General features: G+C 45.8%; 28 protein-coding genes. 14 read left to right on the top strand and 14 right to left on the bottom strand.

The window, feature by feature from the left end; genetic code table 11:
- Window positions 1–41 precede the first annotated feature (41 nt).
- The gene (locus HGT70_RS13550; RefSeq protein WP_071433061.1) at window positions 42–413 is read right to left on the bottom strand and encodes an RcnB family protein; all 372 of its coding nucleotides are present in this window, start codon (window positions 411–413) and stop codon (window positions 42–44) included.
- Window positions 414–676: 263 nt separating this feature from the next.
- Between HGT70_RS13550 and HGT70_RS13545 the strand changes: the two genes are divergently transcribed.
- Window positions 677–1,435: an alpha/beta fold hydrolase gene (locus tag HGT70_RS13545; protein ID WP_214196192.1), complete on the top strand. Its 759-nt coding sequence runs from the start codon at window positions 677–679 to the stop codon at window positions 1,433–1,435.
- A 136-nt stretch (window positions 1,436–1,571) separates the two neighbouring features.
- On the opposite strand, the gene HGT70_RS16655 is transcribed toward HGT70_RS13545, so the two are convergent.
- The 5 genes from HGT70_RS16655 to HGT70_RS13520 all read right to left on the bottom strand — a co-directional run bounded on the left by HGT70_RS16655 (window position 1,572) and on the right by HGT70_RS13520 (window position 4,607).
- The gene (locus tag HGT70_RS16655; protein WP_241650109.1) at window positions 1,572–1,718 is read right to left on the bottom strand and encodes a DUF943 family protein; all 147 of its coding nucleotides are present in this window, start codon (window positions 1,716–1,718) and stop codon (window positions 1,572–1,574) included.
- Between the two features lie 67 nt (window positions 1,719–1,785).
- Window positions 1,786–2,082 carry a DUF3289 family protein gene (locus HGT70_RS16885; RefSeq protein ID WP_157725411.1) on the bottom strand — a complete coding sequence of 99 codons (297 nt, stop codon included), beginning with the start codon at window positions 2,080–2,082 and terminating at the stop codon, window positions 1,786–1,788.
- 31 nt (window positions 2,083–2,113) lie between these two features.
- On the bottom strand, window positions 2,114–2,518 hold the full coding sequence (locus tag HGT70_RS13530) for a lysozyme inhibitor LprI family protein (RefSeq protein ID WP_214196191.1): 405 nt from the start codon (window positions 2,516–2,518) through the stop codon (window positions 2,114–2,116).
- Window positions 2,519–2,520: 2 nt separating this feature from the next.
- The gene (locus tag HGT70_RS13525) at window positions 2,521–3,123 is read right to left on the bottom strand and encodes a pesticin C-terminus-like muramidase (protein ID WP_214196190.1); all 603 of its coding nucleotides are present in this window, start codon (window positions 3,121–3,123) and stop codon (window positions 2,521–2,523) included.
- A gap of 620 nt (window positions 3,124–3,743) precedes the next feature.
- Complete coding sequence (locus HGT70_RS13520) at window positions 3,744–4,607, bottom strand: YicC/YloC family endoribonuclease (protein ID WP_214196189.1); 864 nt, start codon at window positions 4,605–4,607, stop codon at window positions 3,744–3,746.
- A 138-nt stretch (window positions 4,608–4,745) separates the two neighbouring features.
- Between HGT70_RS13520 and HGT70_RS13515 the strand changes: the two genes are divergently transcribed.
- The gene (locus tag HGT70_RS13515) at window positions 4,746–5,174 is read left to right on the top strand and encodes a DUF3574 domain-containing protein (RefSeq protein ID WP_214196188.1); all 429 of its coding nucleotides are present in this window, start codon (window positions 4,746–4,748) and stop codon (window positions 5,172–5,174) included.
- Between the two features lie 32 nt (window positions 5,175–5,206).
- On the opposite strand, the gene HGT70_RS13510 is transcribed toward HGT70_RS13515, so the two are convergent.
- The gene (locus tag HGT70_RS13510; RefSeq protein ID WP_214196204.1) at window positions 5,207–6,391 is read right to left on the bottom strand and encodes a NupC/NupG family nucleoside CNT transporter; all 1,185 of its coding nucleotides are present in this window, start codon (window positions 6,389–6,391) and stop codon (window positions 5,207–5,209) included.
- A gap of 151 nt (window positions 6,392–6,542) precedes the next feature.
- On the opposite strand from HGT70_RS13510, the gene rph reads away from it, so the two are divergent.
- Both rph and pyrE read left to right on the top strand, forming a co-directional pair.
- Window positions 6,543–7,259 (top strand): ribonuclease PH, encoded by a 717-nt coding sequence (gene rph, locus HGT70_RS13505; protein WP_071433072.1) that lies wholly within the window; start codon window positions 6,543–6,545, stop codon window positions 7,257–7,259.
- Window positions 7,260–7,306: 47 nt separating this feature from the next.
- A complete protein-coding gene (pyrE, locus tag HGT70_RS13500) occupies window positions 7,307–7,948 on the top strand; it encodes an orotate phosphoribosyltransferase (protein ID WP_071433075.1) in 642 nt (213 codons plus the stop codon).
- Between the two features lie 35 nt (window positions 7,949–7,983).
- Here pyrE and slmA read toward each other — a convergent pair whose 3' ends face one another.
- The 3 genes from slmA to coaBC form a co-directional block, all read right to left on the bottom strand.
- The gene (gene slmA / locus HGT70_RS13495) at window positions 7,984–8,580 is read right to left on the bottom strand and encodes a nucleoid occlusion factor SlmA (protein WP_071433076.1); all 597 of its coding nucleotides are present in this window, start codon (window positions 8,578–8,580) and stop codon (window positions 7,984–7,986) included.
- A 79-nt stretch (window positions 8,581–8,659) separates the two neighbouring features.
- Window positions 8,660–9,115: a dUTP diphosphatase gene (dut, locus tag HGT70_RS13490; protein WP_071433078.1), complete on the bottom strand. Its 456-nt coding sequence runs from the start codon at window positions 9,113–9,115 to the stop codon at window positions 8,660–8,662.
- Window positions 9,087–10,313: a bifunctional phosphopantothenoylcysteine decarboxylase/phosphopantothenate--cysteine ligase CoaBC gene (gene coaBC, locus HGT70_RS13485; protein ID WP_071433080.1), complete on the bottom strand. Its 1,227-nt coding sequence runs from the start codon at window positions 10,311–10,313 to the stop codon at window positions 9,087–9,089. Before coaBC ends, dut begins: the two co-directional genes overlap by 29 nt.
- A 243-nt stretch (window positions 10,314–10,556) precedes the next feature.
- Here coaBC and radC point away from each other — a divergent pair, with 243 nt between their 5' ends.
- From radC to mutM, 4 genes are all read left to right on the top strand, one after another.
- Window positions 10,557–11,210: a RadC family protein gene (gene radC / locus HGT70_RS13480; protein WP_214196187.1), complete on the top strand. Its 654-nt coding sequence runs from the start codon at window positions 10,557–10,559 to the stop codon at window positions 11,208–11,210.
- A 260-nt stretch (window positions 11,211–11,470) separates the two neighbouring features.
- A complete protein-coding gene (gene rpmB / locus HGT70_RS13475) occupies window positions 11,471–11,707 on the top strand; it encodes a 50S ribosomal protein L28 (RefSeq protein ID WP_071433085.1) in 237 nt (78 codons plus the stop codon).
- Window positions 11,708–11,718: 11 nt separating this feature from the next.
- The gene (gene rpmG / locus HGT70_RS13470) at window positions 11,719–11,886 is read left to right on the top strand and encodes a 50S ribosomal protein L33 (RefSeq protein WP_048913020.1); all 168 of its coding nucleotides are present in this window, start codon (window positions 11,719–11,721) and stop codon (window positions 11,884–11,886) included.
- Window positions 11,887–11,952: 66 nt separating this feature from the next.
- The gene (mutM, locus tag HGT70_RS13465; RefSeq protein WP_214196186.1) at window positions 11,953–12,762 is read left to right on the top strand and encodes a bifunctional DNA-formamidopyrimidine glycosylase/DNA-(apurinic or apyrimidinic site) lyase; all 810 of its coding nucleotides are present in this window, start codon (window positions 11,953–11,955) and stop codon (window positions 12,760–12,762) included.
- On the opposite strand, the gene coaD is transcribed toward mutM, so the two are convergent.
- Complete coding sequence (gene coaD, locus HGT70_RS13460; RefSeq protein ID WP_071433088.1) at window positions 12,759–13,244, bottom strand: pantetheine-phosphate adenylyltransferase; 486 nt, start codon at window positions 13,242–13,244, stop codon at window positions 12,759–12,761. The genes mutM and coaD overlap by 4 nt on opposite strands.
- Before the next feature lie 8 nt (window positions 13,245–13,252).
- The gene (waaA, locus tag HGT70_RS13455) at window positions 13,253–14,530 is read right to left on the bottom strand and encodes a lipid IV(A) 3-deoxy-D-manno-octulosonic acid transferase (protein WP_214196185.1); all 1,278 of its coding nucleotides are present in this window, start codon (window positions 14,528–14,530) and stop codon (window positions 13,253–13,255) included.
- 315 nt (window positions 14,531–14,845) lie between these two features.
- Between waaA and HGT70_RS13450 the strand changes: the two genes are divergently transcribed.
- The 6 genes from HGT70_RS13450 to rfaL all read left to right on the top strand — a co-directional run bounded on the left by HGT70_RS13450 (window position 14,846) and on the right by rfaL (window position 20,740).
- A complete protein-coding gene (locus tag HGT70_RS13450) occupies window positions 14,846–15,991 on the top strand; it encodes a glycosyltransferase family 4 protein (protein ID WP_071433090.1) in 1,146 nt (381 codons plus the stop codon).
- Entirely contained in the window at window positions 15,966–16,763 is a 798-nt protein-coding gene (gene rfaP / locus HGT70_RS13445) for a lipopolysaccharide core heptose(I) kinase RfaP (RefSeq protein WP_071433092.1), read from the top strand. Before HGT70_RS13450 ends, rfaP begins: the two co-directional genes overlap by 26 nt.
- 14 nt (window positions 16,764–16,777) lie before the next feature.
- The gene (locus HGT70_RS13440; protein ID WP_214196184.1) at window positions 16,778–17,821 is read left to right on the top strand and encodes a glycosyltransferase; all 1,044 of its coding nucleotides are present in this window, start codon (window positions 16,778–16,780) and stop codon (window positions 17,819–17,821) included.
- 10 nt (window positions 17,822–17,831) lie between these two features.
- On the top strand, window positions 17,832–18,548 hold the full coding sequence (locus tag HGT70_RS13435) for a lipopolysaccharide core heptose(II) kinase RfaY (protein ID WP_071433094.1): 717 nt from the start codon (window positions 17,832–17,834) through the stop codon (window positions 18,546–18,548).
- An 8-nt stretch (window positions 18,549–18,556) separates the two neighbouring features.
- Window positions 18,557–19,333, top strand: a complete 777-nt coding sequence (gene waaZ, locus HGT70_RS13430) for a 3-deoxy-D-manno-oct-2-ulosonate III transferase WaaZ (RefSeq protein ID WP_071433096.1) — start codon at window positions 18,557–18,559, stop codon at window positions 19,331–19,333.
- Window positions 19,334–19,504: 171 nt separating this feature from the next.
- Window positions 19,505–20,740, top strand: coding sequence for an O-antigen ligase RfaL (gene rfaL / locus HGT70_RS13425; protein ID WP_214196183.1), 1,236 nt, complete (start codon window positions 19,505–19,507; stop codon window positions 20,738–20,740).
- A gap of 55 nt (window positions 20,741–20,795) precedes the next feature.
- On the opposite strand, the gene rfaC is transcribed toward rfaL, so the two are convergent.
- Window positions 20,796–21,767 (bottom strand): lipopolysaccharide heptosyltransferase RfaC, encoded by a 972-nt coding sequence (gene rfaC / locus HGT70_RS13420; RefSeq protein WP_214196182.1) that lies wholly within the window; start codon window positions 21,765–21,767, stop codon window positions 20,796–20,798.
- The gene (gene rfaF / locus HGT70_RS13415) at window positions 21,755–22,816 is read right to left on the bottom strand and encodes an ADP-heptose--LPS heptosyltransferase RfaF (protein ID WP_214196181.1); all 1,062 of its coding nucleotides are present in this window, start codon (window positions 22,814–22,816) and stop codon (window positions 21,755–21,757) included. Before rfaF ends, rfaC begins: the two co-directional genes overlap by 13 nt.
- Window positions 22,817–22,824 lie beyond the last annotated feature (8 nt).

Here is a 22,824-nt window from a genome sequence, read left to right as displayed (position 1 = left end):
AGCTTAAGCACCTCAAGGAGGTTCCCCGAGGTGCGTAGAGATTAAGGGTGCATACCATTAAGAATTATTGAGGTAATAATCCCAGTCGTGGCAGCAACAAGGAGGTAGTTACCATCGATATAGGCCCAGTGCTGGCCATGAGGGGGTGATGGCAGGCCTCGATCACGCCAATCGTCGATACGGTAATCGGGACCCCGGAACGTTTCTGGAACCGGCCGACCGCGATCAAAGTCATGTCCACGATAAGAGAAGTGTCGCGGTGCATCATCACGACGATATTCACCGTGAGCGGGGCCTCGGTCATCATGATCGTCCGGCCCTCTACCAGGTCCATTCGCCAATACCGATTGGCTCACCATCAAAGCAGAAAGTGACAATAGAGAAAGCGTTTTCCAGTTAGCGAATAATTTCATAGCAGCTCCAACGTTATCCGACGCGGCGGATTTGATATATCTGACAACCGACTGTATTAATTAAACGATAGTGTAGGGGCTGTCATGTCAGGTGATTTAGGGCAACTCGCAGGATTGCTATAAAGAGTATGACAAAGCATGTCATTCTTAACGCTTTCTTGGGTATGGAGCCATAACGACACATTTTGTTGTAGAAATATCCGCAGGTCTGGGGCGCAGCGATTACGCTTAAGAGTAACGAAACTCAATACAGAGAGATTAGGATGAGCTTAACGTCGATTCAGAAAGGTAACCCACAGCATCCACCTTTAGTTTTCATGCATTATTTAGGCGGTTCCGCGCAAACGTGGCTTCCCGTGATAGAGATCCTTTCGCAGCGTTTTTACTGTGTATCGATAGATATGCCGGGGTTTGGTGACTCTGCTCAGCGCTCACCTGCGCTAATTATGCAGCAGGCAATGCTGGTGAGGGAGACCTTGCGTGATCTTGGCGTGAATAAACCTTGGTTTCTCGGCCACTCCATGACCGGTAAGCTCGCCGCAGTGATGGCGCTCGACACACCGGAGGACGTGGCGGGTCTTATCCTTACTGCGCCTTCACCGTTATGCCCACAACCGATGACTGACCAGCAATTTGCTATGCAATATCAATGGCAAGCCACCCCGGAGCATAGCAAAAAGTTTGTAGCCGGATCGCATAAAAAACCGCTCAGCGATGACTTACAGCAGCGCACACTTAATGATGTACTTCGAGCAAACCCTGCGGCATTTCCTTATTGGGCCAACACGGCTAGCCAAGAAGATTTTGAGCACCGCTATCCGAATGCGTCCCTCCCCGCGTTATTACTGCTAGGAGAAAAAGACGATAACGTCCCTCGTCTTCCACAGCAGCTAGCCTCCACCCTACATCAGTTCTCGCCTTACGAATATGAGGTGTTCGAAGGATGTGGACACTTACTGCCATTGGAAGCGACAGAAGAACTCGCGGCGATTATTGAGGACTTTATCAAAAAATATTCGTGACCATTAGGACGCCCTCTCGGTAGCGTATTATCGTGGGGGCAGGAGTAGAGGTGAGTCATAAAAACACCAAGGATATTGATGTAAAGATTGATCAACATCCTCATAACTTGTCAGGCTTTAACAATACTTATCTTATTCAATGATATTGTCTTATCTCGTAGTGACCGCCTTGAGTTATACGGTATATTCCGCTATCAACCCAGAATTCTAAACCAGAATTTTTCCCGTTTTTTACGGAAAGAAGTAAGTTTTTATCGATACAGTTTTTTATAGCTTCTCCCAATAAAAAATGAGTACTATTTCTCGTGTTATCACCTAATATCTGCTCCTCTAATGCCCTGTCTAACAATCTATTCGTGAAGGCATTGCATATGGGTTATCATTTTCCCGATCACCTGCTTATAGGGGCCGTAAAAAGAGAATATGCGAGATAACCTACGGAACTCATCGAATAATAGAGCGCTACAGTGCTGACGAGTTATCTTTTCGCTCTGGCTACGGAGATTACAACAGAACATCGATTGTCTTTGGTTAGTAGAATTTTGTCGAGTGAGCGTATAAGACTTGATACTGCCAGACATATTAGAGAAGTAATGTACTGTAGCAAGCTCTCGATAGCGTGCACCATTAGGGTTGCGAGTTTTCAAAAAAATATATATAAGACAATTAAATATACTTTCAATTGAATTTGAAATTATTATAATAATTTATTCTTGATGTATGTTTTTTTATGATACACATATCATATACACTTCCATAAAATCTTGTCTCTTTTTCATAAATATCAGCTTCTGTAAGACATTCTGAATCAATCCATGACTCCCACTTTTTCTTAGATAAAAAGAGGTCATTTTTAAGTTCGGTGTAGTTCGTTACGAATTTTTTTTCACTCTCTATTTTTATTAATAGGTTTTTAAAACTTTTTTCATATCGTTTGTTCAAAATGGTTGACTCTTCGGAAATACATGCATAAGTATCATTGGTCCAGGGTTTAGAAGAACATTTATCCATAATATCTCCTGCTTGACATTCAACTACGATGAAAGAATTAATTATTATAAATAAACAAAACATACGAATCATAATCATCTCCTGAGGTATTTAATTCTTCCCCTTCCATTTTCGAATATAAGTAAGTATGGAGAAGATGAAATGAATTCTATCACCTCGTCTATATTATTTCTCTCGAAATGTTTTACATCAGAATTTTTCAAGGATCCTTGGTATTTCATATCTATGAAAACATCTCTTATCTTACTATTTAGTTTATTCCATTCTAAGGCGTTATGGGTACAATATTTCTTATAAAACCTAGCTGAGTCATTTACATAGTAAGGGTATGTTATTTTGAATAATTTTAATTGTTGTTCTTCACTTATCTCACCTATTTCATCCCGATATTTATTTATGAAATATAGCGCATCACAATTATGCTTACCTGCCGCTAATGAGATTTTTTTGACTTGCTCAATATTAATACCCGCATTTCTTAGGTCATTGATTATCACTTGGCTAGTTCTATTGCTCATATCATAACCACGGCCAATGGTTACACCAGATTTTGATTTTGCTGAAGTACATTGCTTAGCTGAGCCAGGCCAGTGTATCACGCGAGAATAATCATGGCTTCCCTTTATATTGTTACCTTCAGCTCTAAAGGTTAATTTTCCTTCCATCGGTTCAAGCATAACTAAGTTCCTTTTAATTTCATCCTACAATTATTTTTAAATTAAAAATTTACATTAATAACATTCAATATATCTTGAGCTAAAACAATATTTGGAAGGGGATTTATTGAAATGTCCTAACATCTCTAAGTACATAATTAATTATCCAAGCATGGTAAGCCAGATGCTTTTGCGGTGTGTAATTGCTCTAACAGAATGATCTTCGTCTGGTTTTTTCCTCGTTCCAACTGTTTATGAGGTCTGTTGTGGGATCTTCTCTACTTCTGCTAGTTGAGTACTTATTTTCCCTTAAACGAGAGTATGGGCGTTTATGATTAAATGTCCTTTTTAGCAGTATCGTTTGGACGTTGGTGAGCCTCGCCAATCATTCCGAAGGTAACGACACGCTGACATTGTATTCCAGTAATCAACGATTCTGTGTATCTAGCGTAGAACGTTCGTTGCTATGGTTTAACCATCCTTTGTACACACTAAAAGTGCATATGGATGCTTAGGGGTACACCTAGGCGTAAACGGTAACTATGCACTTTATTGCGTCTTTACGATAGCTAATAATAAAAAACCGCGACAATGCGCGGCTTATGGGGATTTGGTGCGGGTGGCTGATTTTTTGTGAGTGCTTACTCGATGTTCTGAATCTGCTCACGCATCTGTTCGATCAGTACTTTCAATTCAATGGCTGAGGTGGTGATGGTTGCAGTAATCGATTTAGACCCGAGGGTATTAGATTCACGATTGAACTCTTGCATCATAAAATCGAGGCGGCGGCCAACGGCTTCTTTCTTCTTCAGAATATTATAGGTTTCTTTAATATGTGCATCGAGGCGGTCAAGTTCTTCGGCGACATCAATACGTTGAGCGAGCATAATCAGTTCTTGCTCGAGCCGTTGGCTGTCTACTTGTATCGCGGCATCATCGAGTTTACTGACTAGACGCTCACGCTGCCAAACTAGCACGGCGGGCATTTCTGATCTGACCTTAGCCACTTCTTGACTTACCGCGGCTAGGCGCTGCTCAATAAGTTGCTTAAGTGCTGCACCTTCTGTTTCACGAGCTTCAACGAAGTCATTCAGTGCTTGGTCTAATCCTGCGAGTAATTGCTGGTTGATGGTATCTAAATCCTGCTCTCCAGCACTCATGACACCTGGCCAGCGTAGGATATCGACAGGGTCGATAGTCCCTTCTTCGGTACGGGATTTCACCCAATTTGCGGCGTTAATCACCTGCTGTGCCAAGGTTTGGTTTAGGGTCAATTCGCCTTGGGCGCCAGGGTTGGCGTCGAAACGAAGTTGGCACTCAACCTTTCCACGGGTTAAACGCTGACGAATACGATCGCGGATCACTGGCTCTAAGCTACGAAATTGCTCAGGAAGACGAATATAGGTTTCAAGATAACGCTGGTTGACGGAACGTAGCTCCCAGCTGGCGTTACCCCATTCTCCTTTCATGTCGTGGCGTGCAAAAGCGGTCATACTGCGGATCATAATCGTTACTCATTTTGGTCAATATTAGCCTCAGTATAGCGGTCGAGGGGATTTGAAAACAGCGTCTCATTTTTACCGATGGGAATAACCGTGATTAGCGCTTAGGATAGGGATTTCTTTATGGACCAAGGTGGGGCGATGAATCTAAAGTCTTATGGGTTATTACTTTCTTGCTGTGTGCTGATGGCGGGATGCCAAGATAGGCATGCAGAGGCGATCTCGGCACAACAATCTTGCCAGACGGGGACGGTATTGCAACAAACGCAACTGTGGTTTGGTTTAAGCCAGCCAGGTGGGCGTATTATTTCGCCACACCAGTGGCAGCAGTTCGTTGATCAAGCCATCACTCCAGCGTTCCCACAAGGATTATCGGTGATCGAGGCAACAGGGCAGTGGTTAGGCCATGACGGCGTAAGAGTAAGAGAGAGTAGTCGGGGCGTCCTCTTGATTTATCAGGGGAGCAAAGAGAAATCACAGGCGATCGACCAGATACGTGCTCGTTATCGGCAGCTTTTCTCGCAAGACTCTGTCATGCGTATTGATCAGCCCGTTTGCGTAGCCTTTTAATCTTAGGCGCCGCATGGGCGCCTACATCGTGGCTAGAGGAATAGACTGGCGAAGGCCGCAGAGAGTAGGCTGACGAGCGTTGAGCCATAGACGAGTTTCCAGCCATAGCGCGAGACCGTATTTCCCTGTTTTTCATCAAGCCCTTTGACCGCCCCCGCGACAATACCTATCGAGGCGAAATTAGCGAAAGAGACTAAAAAAATGGATAGGATCCCGAGGCCTTTCGTCGTAAATTGGCCAGCCATCTTCTGTAAATCGATCATCGCGACAAATTCATTCGACACGAGTTTAGTGGCCATTACGCTTCCTGCCCTTAATGCATCCTGTTTGGGAATACCCACCAACCACGCGAGAGGGGAGAACACGTAGCCGAGAAGCTGTTGAAAGCTATATCCAAATAATGCTGAAAATAGCGCGTTAATGGCACTAATCAAGGCGATAAATCCAATCAGCATCGCGAGGATAATCATCGCCACTTTGAATCCGGCAAGAATATACTCTCCTAACATCTCGAAAAAACTTTGTTTTTCATGAAGCTTAGCTAAAGAGATCGGCGCGTCTTCGTGATGAGGTGTTGGGTTGATAATCGACAATATGATAAATGTACTGAACATATTTAGGAGCAGAGCGGTCACTACATAACGCGCATCGATCATCGACATATAGGCGCCGACAATCGATAGCGAGACGGTCGACATCGCGGTAGCCGCCATGGTGTATAGCCGCTTCGGGGGGATATCGGCAAGAATACCTTTATAAGCGATAAAATTCTCTGACTGCCCTAATATGAGGGTACTTACCGCATTGAAGGATTCGAGCTTACCCATACCGTTAATTTTCGACAACAAGGTGCCGACGATACGGATCAACACGGGTAAAATTTTCCAGTGCTGTAAAATACCGATTAATGCAGAGATAAAAATAATCGGGCAGAGTACCCCAAGGAACACAAAGGCGAGACCTTGTTGATGTAGGCCACCAAAGACGAAATCAGTGCCCTGTGCAGCAAACCCAAGCAACGCCTCGAAGAAGCCACTCACCCCGCCGACCAAGGCCAACCCTGCAGAGGAGTGTAAGCAGAACCAGCCTATCCCGCCTTCTATAATGAGAAGCTGTAGGAGGTAGCGGGGTCTAATGTTCTGGCGATCGTGGCTGACCAGTAATGCCAATGCCCCGATAACGGCGAGGGCGAGGATAAAATGGAGTAAGGTCGACATATCAAGACTTTTCATTCGCGAAAGAGCATTATTTAGCCATAGCTGGCAAATTTTTTCATCTGTAATCTCGGCAAATTTTTTCGCTAGCAAGACACTGAATAATGAAATCCGTATACTGTGCAGCGTTATTCACCGTAGTCGGAGAGAATTTATGCGTCCAGCAGGCCGTAGTGCACAGCAAGTCCGTCCCGTTACCATCACGCGTCATTATACAAAACACGCAGAAGGGTCGGTATTAGTCGAGTTTGGGGAAACCAAAGTTCTCTGTAACGCTACCGTTGAAGAAGGCGTGCCTCGTTTCTTAAAGGGACAGGGTCAAGGTTGGGTGACCGCAGAGTACGGGATGCTACCGCGCTCGACACATAGCCGCATGCCTCGCGAAGCCGCGAAGGGCAAACAAGGTGGCCGTACGCTGGAGATTCAACGTCTGATTGCGCGCTCATTACGCGCTGCAGTAGATTTAAAAGCGCTTGGCGAATATACCATCACCTTAGATTGTGATGTGATCCAGGCCGATGGAGGCACCCGCACTGCATCTATTACGGGGGCTTGTGTCGCGTTAGCAGATGCGTTAAATGCGCTAGTCGCCAAAGGTAAATTGCCTAAGAACCCCATGAAAGGGATGGTTGCGGCAATTTCCGTCGGGGTTGTTGCAGGCGAAGCGCGCTGTGACCTTGAGTATGTTGAGGATTCTGCGGCCGATACAGATATGAATGTCGTGATGCTAGAAGATGGCCGGATGATCGAAGTTCAAGGCACCGCAGAGGGAGAGCCTTTTAGCCACGAAGAACTTCTTGCCCTATTGGCGCTCGCCAAAGAGGGGATCAACGATCTCATTACCGCGCAGAAAGCAGCGCTAAATCAATAACGTTAATCGAGCGACCAATAGGGTCGCTTTTTTATGGGGAAAACATAATGAAAGCGTGGCAGCGTGAATTCATCGAATTTGCCATTCGTAAACAAGTCTTAAAGTTTGGCGAGTTCACTTTAAAATCAGGTCGTAAAAGTCCGTATTTTTTTAATGCTGGATTATTTAATACGGGTCGAGATCTCGCGCAACTAGGCCGCTTCTACGCCCAAGCATTGGTCGATTCAGGGATCGACTTTGATCTCCTGTTCGGGCCGGCCTATAAGGGGATCCCGATCGCTACGACCACTGCTGTGGCTTTAGCCGATCACCATCACCGAGACCTTCCTTACTGTTTCAACCGTAAAGAAGCTAAGGATCATGGTGAGGGGGGACTATTAGTAGGTAGCCCGCTCGAAGGTCGGGTTATGCTAGTGGATGACGTGATTACCGCAGGTACGGCTATCCGTGAATCGATGGAAATCATCACCGCTCATCACGCAACTCTTGCAGGTGTCCTTATCTCACTCGATCGCCAAGAACGTGGACGCGCCGATATCTCTGCTATTCAAGAGGTAGAGCGGGATTATCAGTGCCGGGTCATTTCGATTATTACACTTAACGACTTGGTCAGTTACCTTGAGGAGCAACCCTCAATGGCTGAGGCCTTAGTGGCGGTCAAAGCGTACCGTGAGCAGTACGGAATTTAGTCATAATAGCGGGGCGACCCGCTATCTTCATGAGGCTAGCTAAGTTGTGCGGCCACTAACGGCCAGCGAAGGTCAAAATTTGCAGTGGGTTTATAGCGAAACTCTGAGCGAACATAGCGTGATAATAACCCTTCACAAAAGGCAATAAGCTGGCTGGCTAACAGCGTTTCATCGACCTGAAACCCCTCACCATCACGCATTTTCTTTTCTTTCAGCACCTGGCGTAATTGAACTTCAATACGTTCAAAAAGCTGGTTTATACGACTTTGCAGACGGTCTTGTTCGAACATCAGTGCGTGGCCAGTCATAATACGCGTTAGCCCAGGATTCTTCTCGCCAAAACCTAAGATAAGTTGAACGATAAGCTTAAGTCGCGACAGCGTCTCTTTTTCGTCATTTAAAATTAGATTTATTCGAGTAATTAAGCTGTCCTCTATAAACTCAATTAAACTATCGAACATCTTCGTTTTACTTGGGAAATGTCGATAAAGCGCTGCTTCCGAAACCCCAACATTCGCGGCTAATTTTGCAGTAGTAATGCGTTGACTACCATCACCCGATTCCAACATATGGGCTAATGCTTGTAAGATCTCTTCACGTCGGTTGCCCCGCGTGTTCTTCTTTTCTGCCATACCTTTAACCTTCCTAAAAATCCTGATGAGCCCCCACAAGGTGGGGATACTCAGAGATAAGTGACCTAAAGGGGCAAGATTACTGACGACCAGAATGTCCGAATCCGCCTTCACCGCGTTCTGTCTGCGTGAATTCTTCAACAAGATTGAATTCTGCTTGGACCACAGGGACAAAGACTAACTGCGCAATGCGATCGCCAGGTTCAATCACAAACGGCTCTTCGCTACGGTTCCAAACAGACACCATCAGTTGACCTTGGTAATCGGAGTCGATCAAACCGACGAGATTCCCTAAGACGATGCCATGTTTATGTCCTAGGCCTGAGCGGGGGAGGATAACGGCGGCTAGCTGAGGATCGGCGACATGTATGGCGAGACCTGTCGGGATAAGCGTGGTGCTACCCCCTGCAAGTGTTACCGATCCGTCAGTACATGCTCGTAGGTCAAGACCTGCAGAGCCAGGGGTAGCATAAGCAGGTAGAGGAAATTCTTTTCCTACGCGCGGGTCAAGAATTTTTATGTCGATCTTTTTCATAGAGGTTGACTATCTCGTCTAATAATTGCTGGCCAAGGAGTTGCTTGCTACACAGCGGTAGCGGTTTATCTCCCTCCTGCCAGAAAAGGTGAAGGGCATTATTATCGCTGTCGAAACCTTGAGTTGTTCCAGAGACGTCATTGGCACAAATCAAGTCGAGGTTTTTACGTTCTCTTTTTTGTCGGGCGTATTCTTCCACATTCTGGGTTTCTGCCGCAAATCCAACCACCCAAGGTTTAGGGGCAGGTAATGCCGCCACGTTAGCAATAATATCTGGGTTTTTAATAAGTTGGAGAGTCATTCCCTCTTTATCAGCCGTCTTTTTTATTTTTTCTTCTGCGATATCCATCGCACGATAATCGGCAACCGCCGCACAACCGATAAAAATATGCTGAGCGGTAATATCGTCCATTACCGCGGTTTGCATCTCGAGAGCCGAGACAACATCTTTACGAATAACGCCAGAGGGCGTTGTGAGTTCAACCGGACCGCTGATTAAGGTGACATTCGCTCCGCGAGCCGCGGCAGCTTGTGCGATGGCAAACCCCATTTTACCTGAACTTTTATTGCTGATGTACCGTACGGGATCTAATGCCTCACGGGTGGGTCCAGCCGTAATCATAATATTAAGATGCGCTAAGTCATGTGCGCTGTGAGCCCAAGCGAGTGCATGCTCAACAATGGAAAGGGGATCCAACATTCTCCCCGGACCAATATCCCCGCAAGCTTGTTGGCCATGATCCGGCCCCCATATTTTAAAACGATATTCCTGAAGTTTGGCTAAATTGCTGGCTGTCAGGGGGGAACGATACATTTGTTGGTTCATCGCCGGAACAATAGCTATTGGAGCAGCTGTCGCCAAACACGTTGTCGTGACAATATCGTTAGCCATTCCCTGAGCGATACGGGCAATCAGATCAGCAGAGGCTGGCGCAATGATGACTAAATCGGCCCATTTTGCCAACTCAATATGCCCCATCGCTGCTTCGGCGCTTGGGTCGAGCAAATCATTCGATACGGGGTAACCGCTTACCGCTTGGAGCGTGAGTGGGGTAATAAAAGCCTCGGCCGCATGGGTCATCATGACACGTACCTTCGCGCCTTGTTCGCGTAACCGACGCACCAAGTCCGGGGTTTTATAGGCGGCGATGCCTCCGCTGACACCAAGCAGAATACGTTTATTGGCCAGGTTACTCATAAGGTTCCCATCGTATGAAATCGAACATCAGAAAAGAAAGGGATTATATGGTATCACAAAGAACATGTTACTCTAGATATTCTATTATCCTATTGAATAATAATGATTTATTTGATTTTTATGGTCAATTTTTTTTGCTAAAAAAAACTACGAGTGCTCTCACAAGTCCATAATTTTACGCTTTAAGTGAGAATAAATAATACTTAATTTATCGAGTATTTAGGGCAATGTGAGGCTGTAACTATGACCGAAAAACCGCGGGAAAAGCTATTGGCAAAGGGAGCTTCTGCCCTCACGAATAGTGAGTTATTAGCGCTTTTTTTACGTACAGGGTGTCCTGGAATGCCCGTACTCGATTTTGCACACCATCTGCTCTCTCACTTCGGGAGCCTGCAAGCGGTTATGAGTGGGAGCCAAGAGCAATACTCAGCCATCAAAGGAATAGGTGAGTCGAAGTTGTGCCAGCTCTATGCTATAGCTGAACTTGCGAAGCGTTTTTACCAAGAGCAGCTACTCTGCCAAGAGATGATTTCCGATCCCGCTGAGGCTTATCATTATCTCCTGAGTCAACTTGCGCATTTAGAGCGAGAAGTCTTTCAGGTTGTCTTTCTTGATAACCGCCATCGGGTTTTACAAGCGCAGGCGATGTTTCAGGGGACGATTAATAGTGTGGAGGTACATCCACGTGAGATAGTCAAAGAGGCTTTACGGTATAATGCGGCGGCGATAATCTTAGCGCATAACCATCCTTCTGGGGTGGCTAAACCGAGCGAAGCAGATAAACATATCACGCAACAAATTCAAAAAGCCTGTCGACTCTTCAATATCGCGGTACTTGATCATTTTGTTATTGGTCGAGGTGAATTTTTCTCGTTTGCTCAGCGAGGATGGCTATAACCATGAAAAATTGGTTAAAAAAAAGACAATTAACCGAAAAAGTATACTTTTTCATCGATCCTGGCTGATCTTTATCTGTTCGGGTCTTGAGCACTTGGCCGACAGGGCGTATACTACGCCACCTTTGAGAATCTCGGGTTTGGCGTTTAGGCCTGCTCAGCGGGTTCACATTGAACTCGCCTGGATAGGTTAAAAGCCTGACGAGGCGGCCAAAACCTAAGTGAAAAGCTCGAGCTGATTTTGATTTTTGGAGATAAGACATGTCACGAGTCTGCCAAGTAACTGGCAAGCGTCCGGTAGCGGGTAACAACCGTTCCCACGCAATGAACGCGACGAAACGCCGTTTTCTTCCGAACTTACACTCACACCGTTTCTGGGTTGAGAGTGAGAAGCGTTTTGTTACTTTGCGTGTATCTGCTAAAGGTATGCGTGTAATCGATAAAAAGGGTATTGATGCTGTGTTAGCAGACATGCGTACCCGTGGTGAGAAGTACTAAGGAACTGAATCATGGCTAAAGGTATTCGTGAGAAGATCAAGCTAGTTTCCTCTGCTGGTACAGGTCACTTCTATACCACTACGAAGAACAAGCGCACTAAGCCAGAAAAACTGGAACTTAAGAAGTTTGATCCAGTTGTTCGTGAGCACGTGCTGTATAAAGAAGCTAAAATTAAATAATTTTAGTATTCTTATAAAAACCCGGCCTTATGGTCGGGTTTTTTGTTTTCTAAGGGGGAATATCTGATGCCTGAACTACCTGAAGTCGAAACGAGCCGACGCGGTATCGCACCTCATGTTGTGGGCGAGACACTGCTCTATGCAGTGGTAAGACACCCACAACTGCGTTGGCCGGTATCTGAAGAGATCTATCATCTTAGCGATGAAATCGTTTTAAGTTTAGAACGGCGTGCGAAATACCTATTGATGGGTCTCAAACACGGCTGGATCATCATTCACCTTGGTATGTCTGGTAGCTTGCGTATCCTCAGCGAAGACACCCCGCCCGAAAAACATGATCATGTCGATTTAGTCTTCAGCAATGGCAAGACTCTACGCTATACCGATCCACGCCGGTTTGGCGCTTGGTTATGGGAAACTGACCTCACGACAAGCCGAGTCCTAAGTCACCTAGGACCCGAACCGTTAAGCGACGCCTTTAATGCTGAATGGTTAATTAATAAGTCAGCGACTAAAAAAATCGCGATCAAACCCTGGTTAATGGACAATAAATTAGTGGTTGGCGTGGGAAATATTTATGCGAGCGAATCGCTTTTTCGAGCAGGTATCCATCCGGATCGCGCGGCAAATGCGTTGAATCAAGAAGAAAGCCAACGCTTAGTGTCATGCATTAAAGCGGTTCTACAACGTTCGATTGAGCAAGGCGGTACTACCTTACGCGATTTTTTACAGAGCGATGGTAAACCTGGGTATTTCGCACAACAACTCAATGTTTATGGGCGAACAGGAGAACCTTGTTTACAGTGTGGCACGCCGATTATGTCTGGCCGACATGCTCAGCGCAGTACCTTTTGGTGTCCAACTTGCCAGCACTAATGTGGGGCAAATTTATTCAAGACCGCTTGGTGGATCTCTGACGTCACAAAGGTCGTAATATCTCCTTGGTGGCGCGCCACTTCCTTCACGATCGTGGAGGAGAGAAAGGCATACTTTTCATTAGGGGTCATGAAAATAGTGTCGAGTTGCGGGTTCAGTTGCTGGTTGGCTTGTGCCAGCTGCCGCTCGTAGTCGAAATCAGATACGGAGCGAACGCCCCTTATCAATACCTTCGCATGCTGTTCTAGCGCTAACTGAGCTAATAAGCTATTGAACCCGACGACCTGAACGTTCGCGAGAGTGGCCGTCGCATACCTAGCGAGCTGCACACGCTCTTCTAAACTGAAGAGAGGTTTTTTACTAGGATTCAATGCGACCGCAACCACTACGCGTTCGAAAAGCCGTGCGCTGCGCTGGATGATATCTAAATGCCCGAGGGTTAGAGGATCAAACGTCCCCGGATAAATCGCCACAATCGACATAGAGACTCCTAGTGAGAGTGAGTAGTAAGATAAGGCTCAACAAGCTGCAACAACTGCTGCAGAGCGCCCTGGTTTTGATGTAAGACATCTACGGCATGCAGACCATAATACTTTCGGAGATCGGCATCAGCCAGTAGCTGTAACATCTCTTGGACTAAGGCGGCTTGGTCGTTAACCGTAATTAATCCTTGGGCAGTTTCGAGCTTGCTGCAGATATCGTTGAAATTCCAAGTATGGGGTCCCATTATCACTGGAATCGCATGAGCGGCGGGTTCCAATGGGTTGTGGCCGCCGCGCTCCACTAAACTCCCCCCTACAAAAGCAATATCAGCAATCCCGTATAACAACATCAGTTCGCCCATCGTATCACCAATTAATACTTGTGCATTTGTACTGGGAACGAGCTGCTCGCTACGCATTACCGGTGTGAAGCCGACTTTATGTGCTAGCTCTTTGACCGGTTGGAACCGTTCGGGATGACGCGGTACCAAAATCAATAATAAGTCAGGAAATTGTTGGAGTAGCTGACGATGAGCCTCTAGTACAATGCGTTCTTCACCTTCATGCGTACTGGCAGCGATCCACACGGGACGATGAGGAGCCCATTGCCGACGCAGTGCGACAGCTTTTGCGGCCAATTCCGGTGTAACGGAGATATCAAACTTTAAACTACCCGTCACGGAGAGTTGCTCCGGTTTTGCGCCTAATGCTAAGAAACGCTGGCCATCATCAGTATTTTGCGCCGCAATACAGCTTATTTTTTGTAGAAGCTCTGCAAGTTCGTTCCCCAATTTTTTGTAACGCTTGGCAGAACGCTCTGATAACCGAGCATTCGCGATAATAAGCGGGATATGGCGACGATGTAGAGTATGGATAATATTCGGCCAGAGTTCGGTCTCCATAATGATGACGAGACGGGGGGCCGCTGTATCCAGAAAGCGATTAATTGCGGTAGGCAGATCGTAAGGCAGGTAAACGTGAGAAACGTTTTTCCCAAAAGCGGATTGTGCGCGTTCCGAACCCGTAGGTGTCATGGTGGTGACAGTAATCGGTATAGAAGGGTAGCGGTATTGTAGCGCTCTGACCAAAGGGATTGCTGCCAAGGTTTCTCCTACAGAGACCGAGTGCAGGACAATTCCTCCAGGCACAACTTTGCCCTTACAATATCCATAACGCTCTTTCCATCGTAAACGGTAGGCTGGCAGTGTCTTACCACGGCGCCAAAGTCTTATCCAAATCAAAGGTTGGATCAGATAGAGTAAAACGGTATAGACGGCAGTCAGCATTATATTATCGGTCGGCCTGAAAGATTGAATAAAGGCGTTGATATTACCAGAAAAAAAGCGATCTCACATTATCCCCTGCGTATCTCAACATACGAGCTAAAGCGCGTTATGCTCGTGTATCTTACCAAGATACTGAGAAGAGGGTAGCTCGATTAGCCCCCACGCCACCCTGTAATTAGTGTAAACTCGTCATTATTTGCTAGGTTCTCTGAACCTCAGCGACCGACGATGGCTACAGGATTTGGGTACTTTACTTGCGCTCAATAGCCTTTGCATAACGGGTCGACGCTTTACGCCCTTGGTGAGGACATTTACGTGAAAATAGCGTTTTGCTTGCATAAATATTTCCCTTACGGAGGGCAACAAAGAGACTTTAGGCGAATTGCGTTGGCTTGCCAGCAGCGGGGGCATCAGGTAATCGTTTATACTTTTGAGTGGCAAGGCGAAAAATGTCCTGGTTTTGAGGTGATCATTGTTCCTAAGCGAGGCATGTCTAACCATACCCGTAATCAACATTTTAGTCGGTGGATTGCCGCGAATCGAGCGAACTCTCCCGACGACGTATTAGTAGGTTTCAATAAGATGCCGGGGCTTGATCTCTATTTCGCAGCAGACGTCTGTTATGCCGCTAAAACGGCGAGGGAAAAAGGTTTTTTATATACCTTAACACCGCGTTATCGTAGTTATCTTCGTGCAGAAAAAGCGGTCTTCTCGGCTGAGGCAAGTACGGAAATTTTAGTATTAACGCCACAACAGAAAACGGATTTTATACAGTTTTATCAGACGCCTAATGAGCGATTTCATTTGCTTCCCCCAGGCATCGATCGACAACTTTTTTTACCATATCAACGACGCCATAACCGTAAAGAGATACGCCAGGCGTTAGGGATCGCCGATTCGACCCTATTCTTACTTCAAGTTGGCTCCGATTTTCGACGCAAAGGGGTACAACGTAGCCTTGAGGCGATTGCTGCGTTACCTCCCGAGCGAAAGGATAGAGTAAAATTTTGGGTAGTGGGTGCGGATAGTCCGGTGACTTACCAGAAGTCAGCGCAAAAGCTGGGGATAGCGTCGTATGTTGATTTTTATCAAGGTAGGGACGATATTCCTCAATTAATGGCAGCGGCGGATCTACTCCTTCATCCTGCATACCAAGAGGCGGCAGGAATTGTATTGATTGAAGCCTTAGCCTCCGAACTCCCGGTGATCTGTACAGAGGTATGTGGTAACGCGCCCTATCTTGAGGCTGCAGGGAACGGTGTTGTCATCGGCGAACCGTTTAGCCAGAACACCCTCAATCAGGCATTGGACGCAGCGCTAAGAGATCCCGAGCAATTGCTCTCGTGGTCGCAGGGAGCACGTCGCTATTGCGATGAGCATGATGTATACGGTTTGCCTGAACAGGCGGCTGATATTATTGAAAAGAGAGCAAAAGATGCTGCAACTCGAACAGCCTTTTAAGCAAGCGTGGGCGCATAGCGATCCTTATGCTGAAATTCTGGCGCTACAAGGTGAAACCTTTCGGCAAGTGGAGGCGAGGAAAACGATGCGCTTCGATTTTGCCGGTGAAAGCTACTTCGTTAAGTATCACCGCGGGACAGCGTTGAAAGAGGTATTGAAGAATCTAATTACCTTACGTTTACCCGTGTTAGGCGCAAAAAACGAGTGGCAAGCGATTGAGCATCTTCAAGCCGCGGCAATCCCAACGATGAGCTGTTATGGCTATGGTCAGCGTCACTGGAACCCATTGCAGCGCGAATCCTTTATTATCACCAAGGACTTGAACCCGGCGATAAGTCTAGAAGACTATTGCGCGAACTGGGCAACGCAACCTCCCGCTTATCGCGTTAAACGCCACCTTATTCAACAATTGGCACGAACCGTAGCCGCTATGCACCAGTCAGGGCTAAACCACCGGGATTGTTATATCTGCCATTTCCTGCTCGCACTCCCTTTCGATGAAAATCGTGACAATGCTACGCTCTCGGTGATTGACCTACATCGCGCGCAAATCCGTAAGAAGACACCTCTGCGTTGGCGAAACAAAGATCTTATCGCGTTGTATTATTCGAGTTTTCCTCTAGCGCTCTCCTTTCGTGACTACTGCTATTTCTTAACGGAATATTTCGGGCAGCCGGTACGAGATATTTTTCGTCAAGAAAGCTATTTGATCCGCCAAGCGCAGAAGAGAGCCGAAAAAATTAAACAGCGCACGCTGAGGAAAAACCTCTAATGGAAGGGGTGGCTATGACCGCTGAAATAACACACACTCACCCTCTATTACAGACATGTGAGCGTGCTATTAAACAACGTACAACGCTCAACCCTTGCGGCGTTGAAGACAGCGATATTCAGCTAGATGTCGGGTGGGGCGCCGATGGCGACTTTTTATTAGGGTGTGAAATTTCCATGGCCTCGCTAGCCGCCAGTAATTCTGGAATACGTTTTCATTTCCATCTATTTAGTAATGATACGTCACAGCTCGATCAACAAAAGCTTATCGAGCTTGCCCGACAACACGAGCTGCGAATTACGCTTTATACACTCGATAATGACTATTTTGCACAGTTACCGACTAACCGGCTCTGGTCTTCGGCAATCTACTACCGTTTTATGATGGCAGAGGTGCTCTCTCTCTCGATATCTAAAATGCTATATCTTGATGCTGACGTTGTATGCCAAGGCGATGTAACAGAGTTACTGGAGGTAGATCTACAGGATAATGTTGTTGCCGTCGTCCCCGAAAGGGATGCCATATGGTGGCAGCATCAGGCCGAAACGCTTGACTGTAAAGCACTCGAACAGGGTTATTTTAATTCTGGAGTCATGCTCATTAACCTTGATGCGTGGCGTAAGGAAGCGGTACTGACACACATTTTAAGGCTAGTTGCCGATCAGTCGCTGCATGCTAAATTGACGTTTTATGATCAAGATTTATTGAATTTAGCGCTAGCAGACAAAAAAATGTTCTTAAATAGTGTCTATAATACGCAATATAGCCTGAACTATGAGCTTAACTCAGCGAAACGTAAGCAGTTCAATCCTAACTGTATTTTCATGCATTTTATTGGCCCCACCAAGCCTTGGCACTTGTGGGGACAATATCCTAGCTCGCAGGCATTTCAACAGGCGAAAAGGCATTCCCCATGGAAGGACGAGCCTCTACAGCTGCCAGCGTCGACATATCAATATCGATATTGCTATAAGCATCTGATATACCAGAAAAAAATCCTTAAAGGATATGAGTATTTTTTTAGATATTTACTTCGTAAACTACTTTCTCGGCGATAAATAAAGAGCTATGGTCACTAAAACGAAACTTGCAGGCTACACCGTCTATACCAATGGCGATGATCAATTCTTCACGACTATGTTGGAGGATTTTCTTCATTCACGACTGACTACGCTGAAAGTGTTCAGGAGTATTCCCGATACCAAAGTAAGTTTAGTGGAGAAAGACGGCAAGCTGTATGTTTTGAAGGTTTTTACGCCGAAAGAAAAACGTAATGAACGATTCTTAAAGTCATTTTTCCGCGGTGACTATTATTTAACCTTGTTCAAACAAACAGCTATGCTCCGCCAACGAGACGTAACCTTTCCAAATGATTTCTATCTACTCGCTGAGACTAAAATTTTTAATTTCGCCAGTCGGTTTATCATGATTATTGAGTATATACCCGGTGTCGAGATGGATATCTTAGCTCAGAAAGGGGAGCTGACCGAAAAGATCAAATCTGAGGTCTTAGAAAGCGTTAAGGTTCTGCATGAACATCGGGTGATTTTCGATGATGCACATAAGCAAAACTTTATGCTGTCGAAAGGCCAAGTGAGAGTTATCGATCTGTCTGGTAAAAACTATTCACGTTTTCGGGCCGCAAAGGACTTCATCGATCTTGAAAGGCACTTCGGTATTAGTGACTTTCACCGCGGATTTTCCTACCAATGGGTGAAACGAAAGTCTCAGTTTCGTAAAAAGTTCAAGGCGTTCAAAGGACGTTTAATTGGGCGTTCAGCGTAGAGTTAGTGATGACCACACTTTTTTCTTCAGCGCAACTCGCGCATTTACGTGAGCAGAAAGAACATGATGAGTGTTTACTTTTTCTCTCGGGACCCTCTGCGGCACAAGTCCCAGAGGCGTTGCTGCGTACAAAAGATATTATCGCGGTAAATGGCTCTGCAGGTCATTTGCTTGACCGGGGGATCGCCCCCTTCATCTACCTGGTCACAGATGGTCGCTTCCCCTTACATCGATGTGAAGAGTTCAAGCGCCACGTTATGGAAAGTCGCTTTACCTTTATTAATCAAGAGGTTTACGACTCAGCGCCGCCTAGCTTACAACATTGGTTGGTAGAACACTGTTTTATCTTAAGAGAGCTCTATAAACGAGAGAAATCGGGGCCGCTTAAAAAAATTAAGTATGCTCTGTTCTGCGCGCAGAATCCGAGTGTGGTGATGGAGGTTCCTTTCTCGAGAAAGAAAAGAATAAGAGGGTTTTCTAAAGATATCACGATTGGTTACTGCAACTGTAAAACCGTCGCTTATGCTGCGATTCAGCTGGCTTATTCTCTGGCCTACAAAAAAATCGTCTGTGCTGGTTTTGACCTAACTCACGGCGGACAGCGGTTCTACGATCAGCAAACTGGGACGGCTATGCCCTCTGAGCTGACTCAAGATACGCAAAAAATTATCGCAGTACTAAGGTTTATGAAAGAAAGAATCAACCCCCCCCTTTTTACGCTTTCTACTACGACTACAATCCCGTATGACATCATCCCCCTACTCAAGCAGGAAAGCGGTGAGTAAAATGATTATCGCAGCACTTACTATCGATGTGTTTTTGAATACCCTAGATTTTTCCTTTATAGTATGCTGCCACAGTGAAAGGCAAGTTCACGCGAATAGTAATATTAGCGTGATACCTTATGGTCAGTATAATAATTATACTATATGACTTAGACCTAGTTAGGTAACTATATGATTAGCGAAATTAAAACGATATTGAGTCGAGTAGTAGGAATGAATAAATGGTGCTCATTACTATTCATTTTATTTGTTGGGCTTTTTTTCGTCGATGGTATTACTCGATATAAACATCTATTTTTTTATTTAACGATAATCACTTCACTGAGTATTGCTTACAAAGAAAGATGGGTTATTAAAGATATATGTAAGAGCAGCATTTTTAAGTTTCTAGTATTATTATTAATAGCGGGAACTTACTCTTGCTTTATCTCTATCGATTCTGCAATGAGTATTAAGTATTTTTCTAATACCATCATTGAGAAGACAATATTGACACCTATTGTCTATGCTGTGGTCATTAGTCAGCTGAATAGTAAGGAAATTTGTCGATCGCTCATGATTGGGCTGGGGATAATGTTTCTCGTTTCAGGGGGTAAAGAACTTTATGCTTACTATCTTGAGTATCGGCAGGGTATTTATCCCTTCTCGAATTATAACCATCGATTTATTGCTGAAGCCCTTATTTTTTCTTTGCCAGCTATTCTATTACTTTGGAAAACACCAGGAAGTAAGGCGAAAATTGCATTTATTTTCGTAGGCCTTATTTATAGTTTTCTAATGTTAGGCCTGCTACAACGTGGCGCTTGGTTAGCTATATTTGTATTGTCATTACTTTGGTGTGTATTTAACCGTGAATGGAAATTGCCACTCATTATTACGGTTATTATCGCGATTAGTAGTGTTGGGTTCTTTGCCGCTTTTCACGATCGCTTAGCAGTACTCGCCTATAAACTTGAGCAAACATCAAGCAGTCACCGCTTTGGCAATGGGACGCAAGGCGCAGCGTGGGATATGGTGATGCAGCATCCAGTCAAAGGGACTGGGATTGGCGATAAAGTCTATCTTAAGGCTTACGCCACGAACCTACCACAGCATCAGGAATGGTTTTTCCGAGATCCTATCGGTCCTCATAACTTCTTTCTTTCAAATTGGTTTGCAGGTGGCCTGCTAGGGCTATTTTCTGTAGTCAGCGTTGTACTGGCTATTCTCGTTACCGCATGGCGAGGATATCGAAACGCTATTCCTAGTAGTAAATACAGCTACCTGACCTTATTTCTTATTATTTTTTCGGACTTCTTGGTGAGGGGCTGGGTAGAAGAGACGTTTATTTTTCAAACTGCCATCGCCTCTGCTTTCTTGATGGGGATGTTTTTAAGTTTGCGTAGACTCCAGCATAATCAGCCTTAATCAGCTATAAGCGTCTACACCTCCTCAGAGAGAGGGGAGTAGACGACTTACATACCTAAAGACAGCCAATCGAGTTTAACTTCTCCAGGACCTGGACGGGTTCAATCTCACTCATTTTGCCTTCTGGTTGTCCTTTAATAACGTACTGGTTTTTGCCGTACCCCCCGATGAGTAAGGGATCAGTCGGGCCATATAACGTGATATTGGGACGGTCTAACGCAGCAGTGAGATGGCTAAGCCCCGTGTCGACGGAAACGACGCCTCTAGCCCCTGCTAACTGTGTGGCGACCTCACTGAGGGAGAGTTTCGGTAAGACTTCTACGTTAGAACGACCCTCAGCTAACCTTACGGCACGTTGGTACTCAACCGGAGAACCCCAAGGTAGCTTTACGCTCATTCCGCGTGCCGTCACTGCATCAATCAGACTCTCCCATGCACTTTCTGGCCAGTGTTTATCATCACGAGTCGTTGCATGTAAAAAGACAAGGTACTGATTGGCATCATCAGGAAGGTTTCGGACAAAATGTTGAGCAATAGCGTAATCGCCTTGAGTAGTGGGTTTTTGGTAGCCCAAGCTCTCTGCAAATAATGCGCGAATTTTTTCAACAGCATGCTGCTGTTTACTCATACGGTAAGTATGGGTGTACCACCAGCTGGCGAGGGGTTCACGAGCGCTTTGCCAGTCGAGGCCGTGTTTGGTCCCGCGGCTTTTTCGGGTAATCAAAGCTGCGCTTTTAATCAACCCTTGTGCATCAATGATGGCATCGTAATGGGTGCTCGTGAGTTGTTGATAAAAATGACGACGCTCTGCACGAATATCGTGGCGAAACCAATTTTTTCGCCAACGACGGACAGCTACAGGGATCACGCGATCGACAGCACGGTGCCAAGTCGGGATCTGACTAAAACCCTCTTCAACTACCCAATCGAAGCGAATCGAGGGAATATGTTCCAGTGCATCGGTTAGCGCAGGTAGAGTATGAATAACGTCGCCCATCGAAGAGGTCTTAACGATCAGGACGCGCATTCTTGCTCCTGAACACAAGCCAGTAGCTCATCTAATGCTTGCGTAACCTGTGAAGGATTAATATCGATCAAACTTTGGTGATAGCCTTGCTCGGCATCTCCCTTACGAATCTTATGGTAACCGGTAATCAAACGAATAATCCGTGCTTTATCCGTGAGAGGGGGCGTAAAATCAGGGCTACTCGGCCCATAAAGCGCAACGAGCGGGCGATCAAGTGCCGCGGCGACGTGCATCAGTCCAGAGTCATTCGTGACGACAGCGCGGCACTGTGCAAGAAGAATTACGGCCTGATCAAGCTCTGTTTTACCTGCGAGATTAGTACAGTGCGTTGCTTCGTCGTTTGATAGTTTTGCAATGATCTCTGCGCCAGCCTCGTTATCCTTCGCCGAGCCGAATAAAGCAATCTGATAGCCTTTGGCAATAAGCTGTTTCGCTAATTCTGCGTAATGATAGTCTGGCCAACGTTTTGCTGGCCCAAATTCAGCGCCTGGGCAGAAGCCAACAATAGGTCTATCGGCATGAAGACTAAATAGCGCAGCCGTTTCAAGTTTCTCCCGCTCTGACACGAGTAGGGCAGGGCGTGCAAGAGGTTTTGGCAAAGCGGTTGCGCTAGTTGTTTTATTCTTATCGTAGGCTAAGGCGATATAACGCTCAACCATTAAAGGAAAGGCGGTTTTATCTAAGCGACGATGATCATTTAATAAACCATAACGCATTTCACCTAACCAGCCGGTACGCCGTTTTATTCTTGCGAACCAGGGAATTAATGCAGATTTAAAAGAATTGGGGAGGACGTAAGCCTGATCGTAGTGGTTGTCACGTAGTGCCTTACCGAGTTTATAACGATCACCCAGCGCTAAGCTTCCATGACCAATCGGCATCGCTATCGCTTGGTTTACCTCAGGCATCCGGGTCAGTAGTGGGCGACACCATGCGGGAGCCATTACATCGATAGTGGCCTGCGGCCACTGTGCTTTCAATGTCTGATAAAGGCTTTGGGACATCATCATGTCACCGACCCAAGAGGGGGCGATTACTAATATTTTCATCGGTAAGG

It is taken from the genome of Rosenbergiella collisarenosi (genome assembly GCF_018494085.1).
Classification (GTDB): domain Bacteria; phylum Pseudomonadota; class Gammaproteobacteria; order Enterobacterales; family Enterobacteriaceae; genus Rosenbergiella; species Rosenbergiella collisarenosi.
The sequence above is the reverse complement of the archived record's forward strand: the minus strand, read 5'-3'. Positions and strand labels throughout refer to the sequence as shown.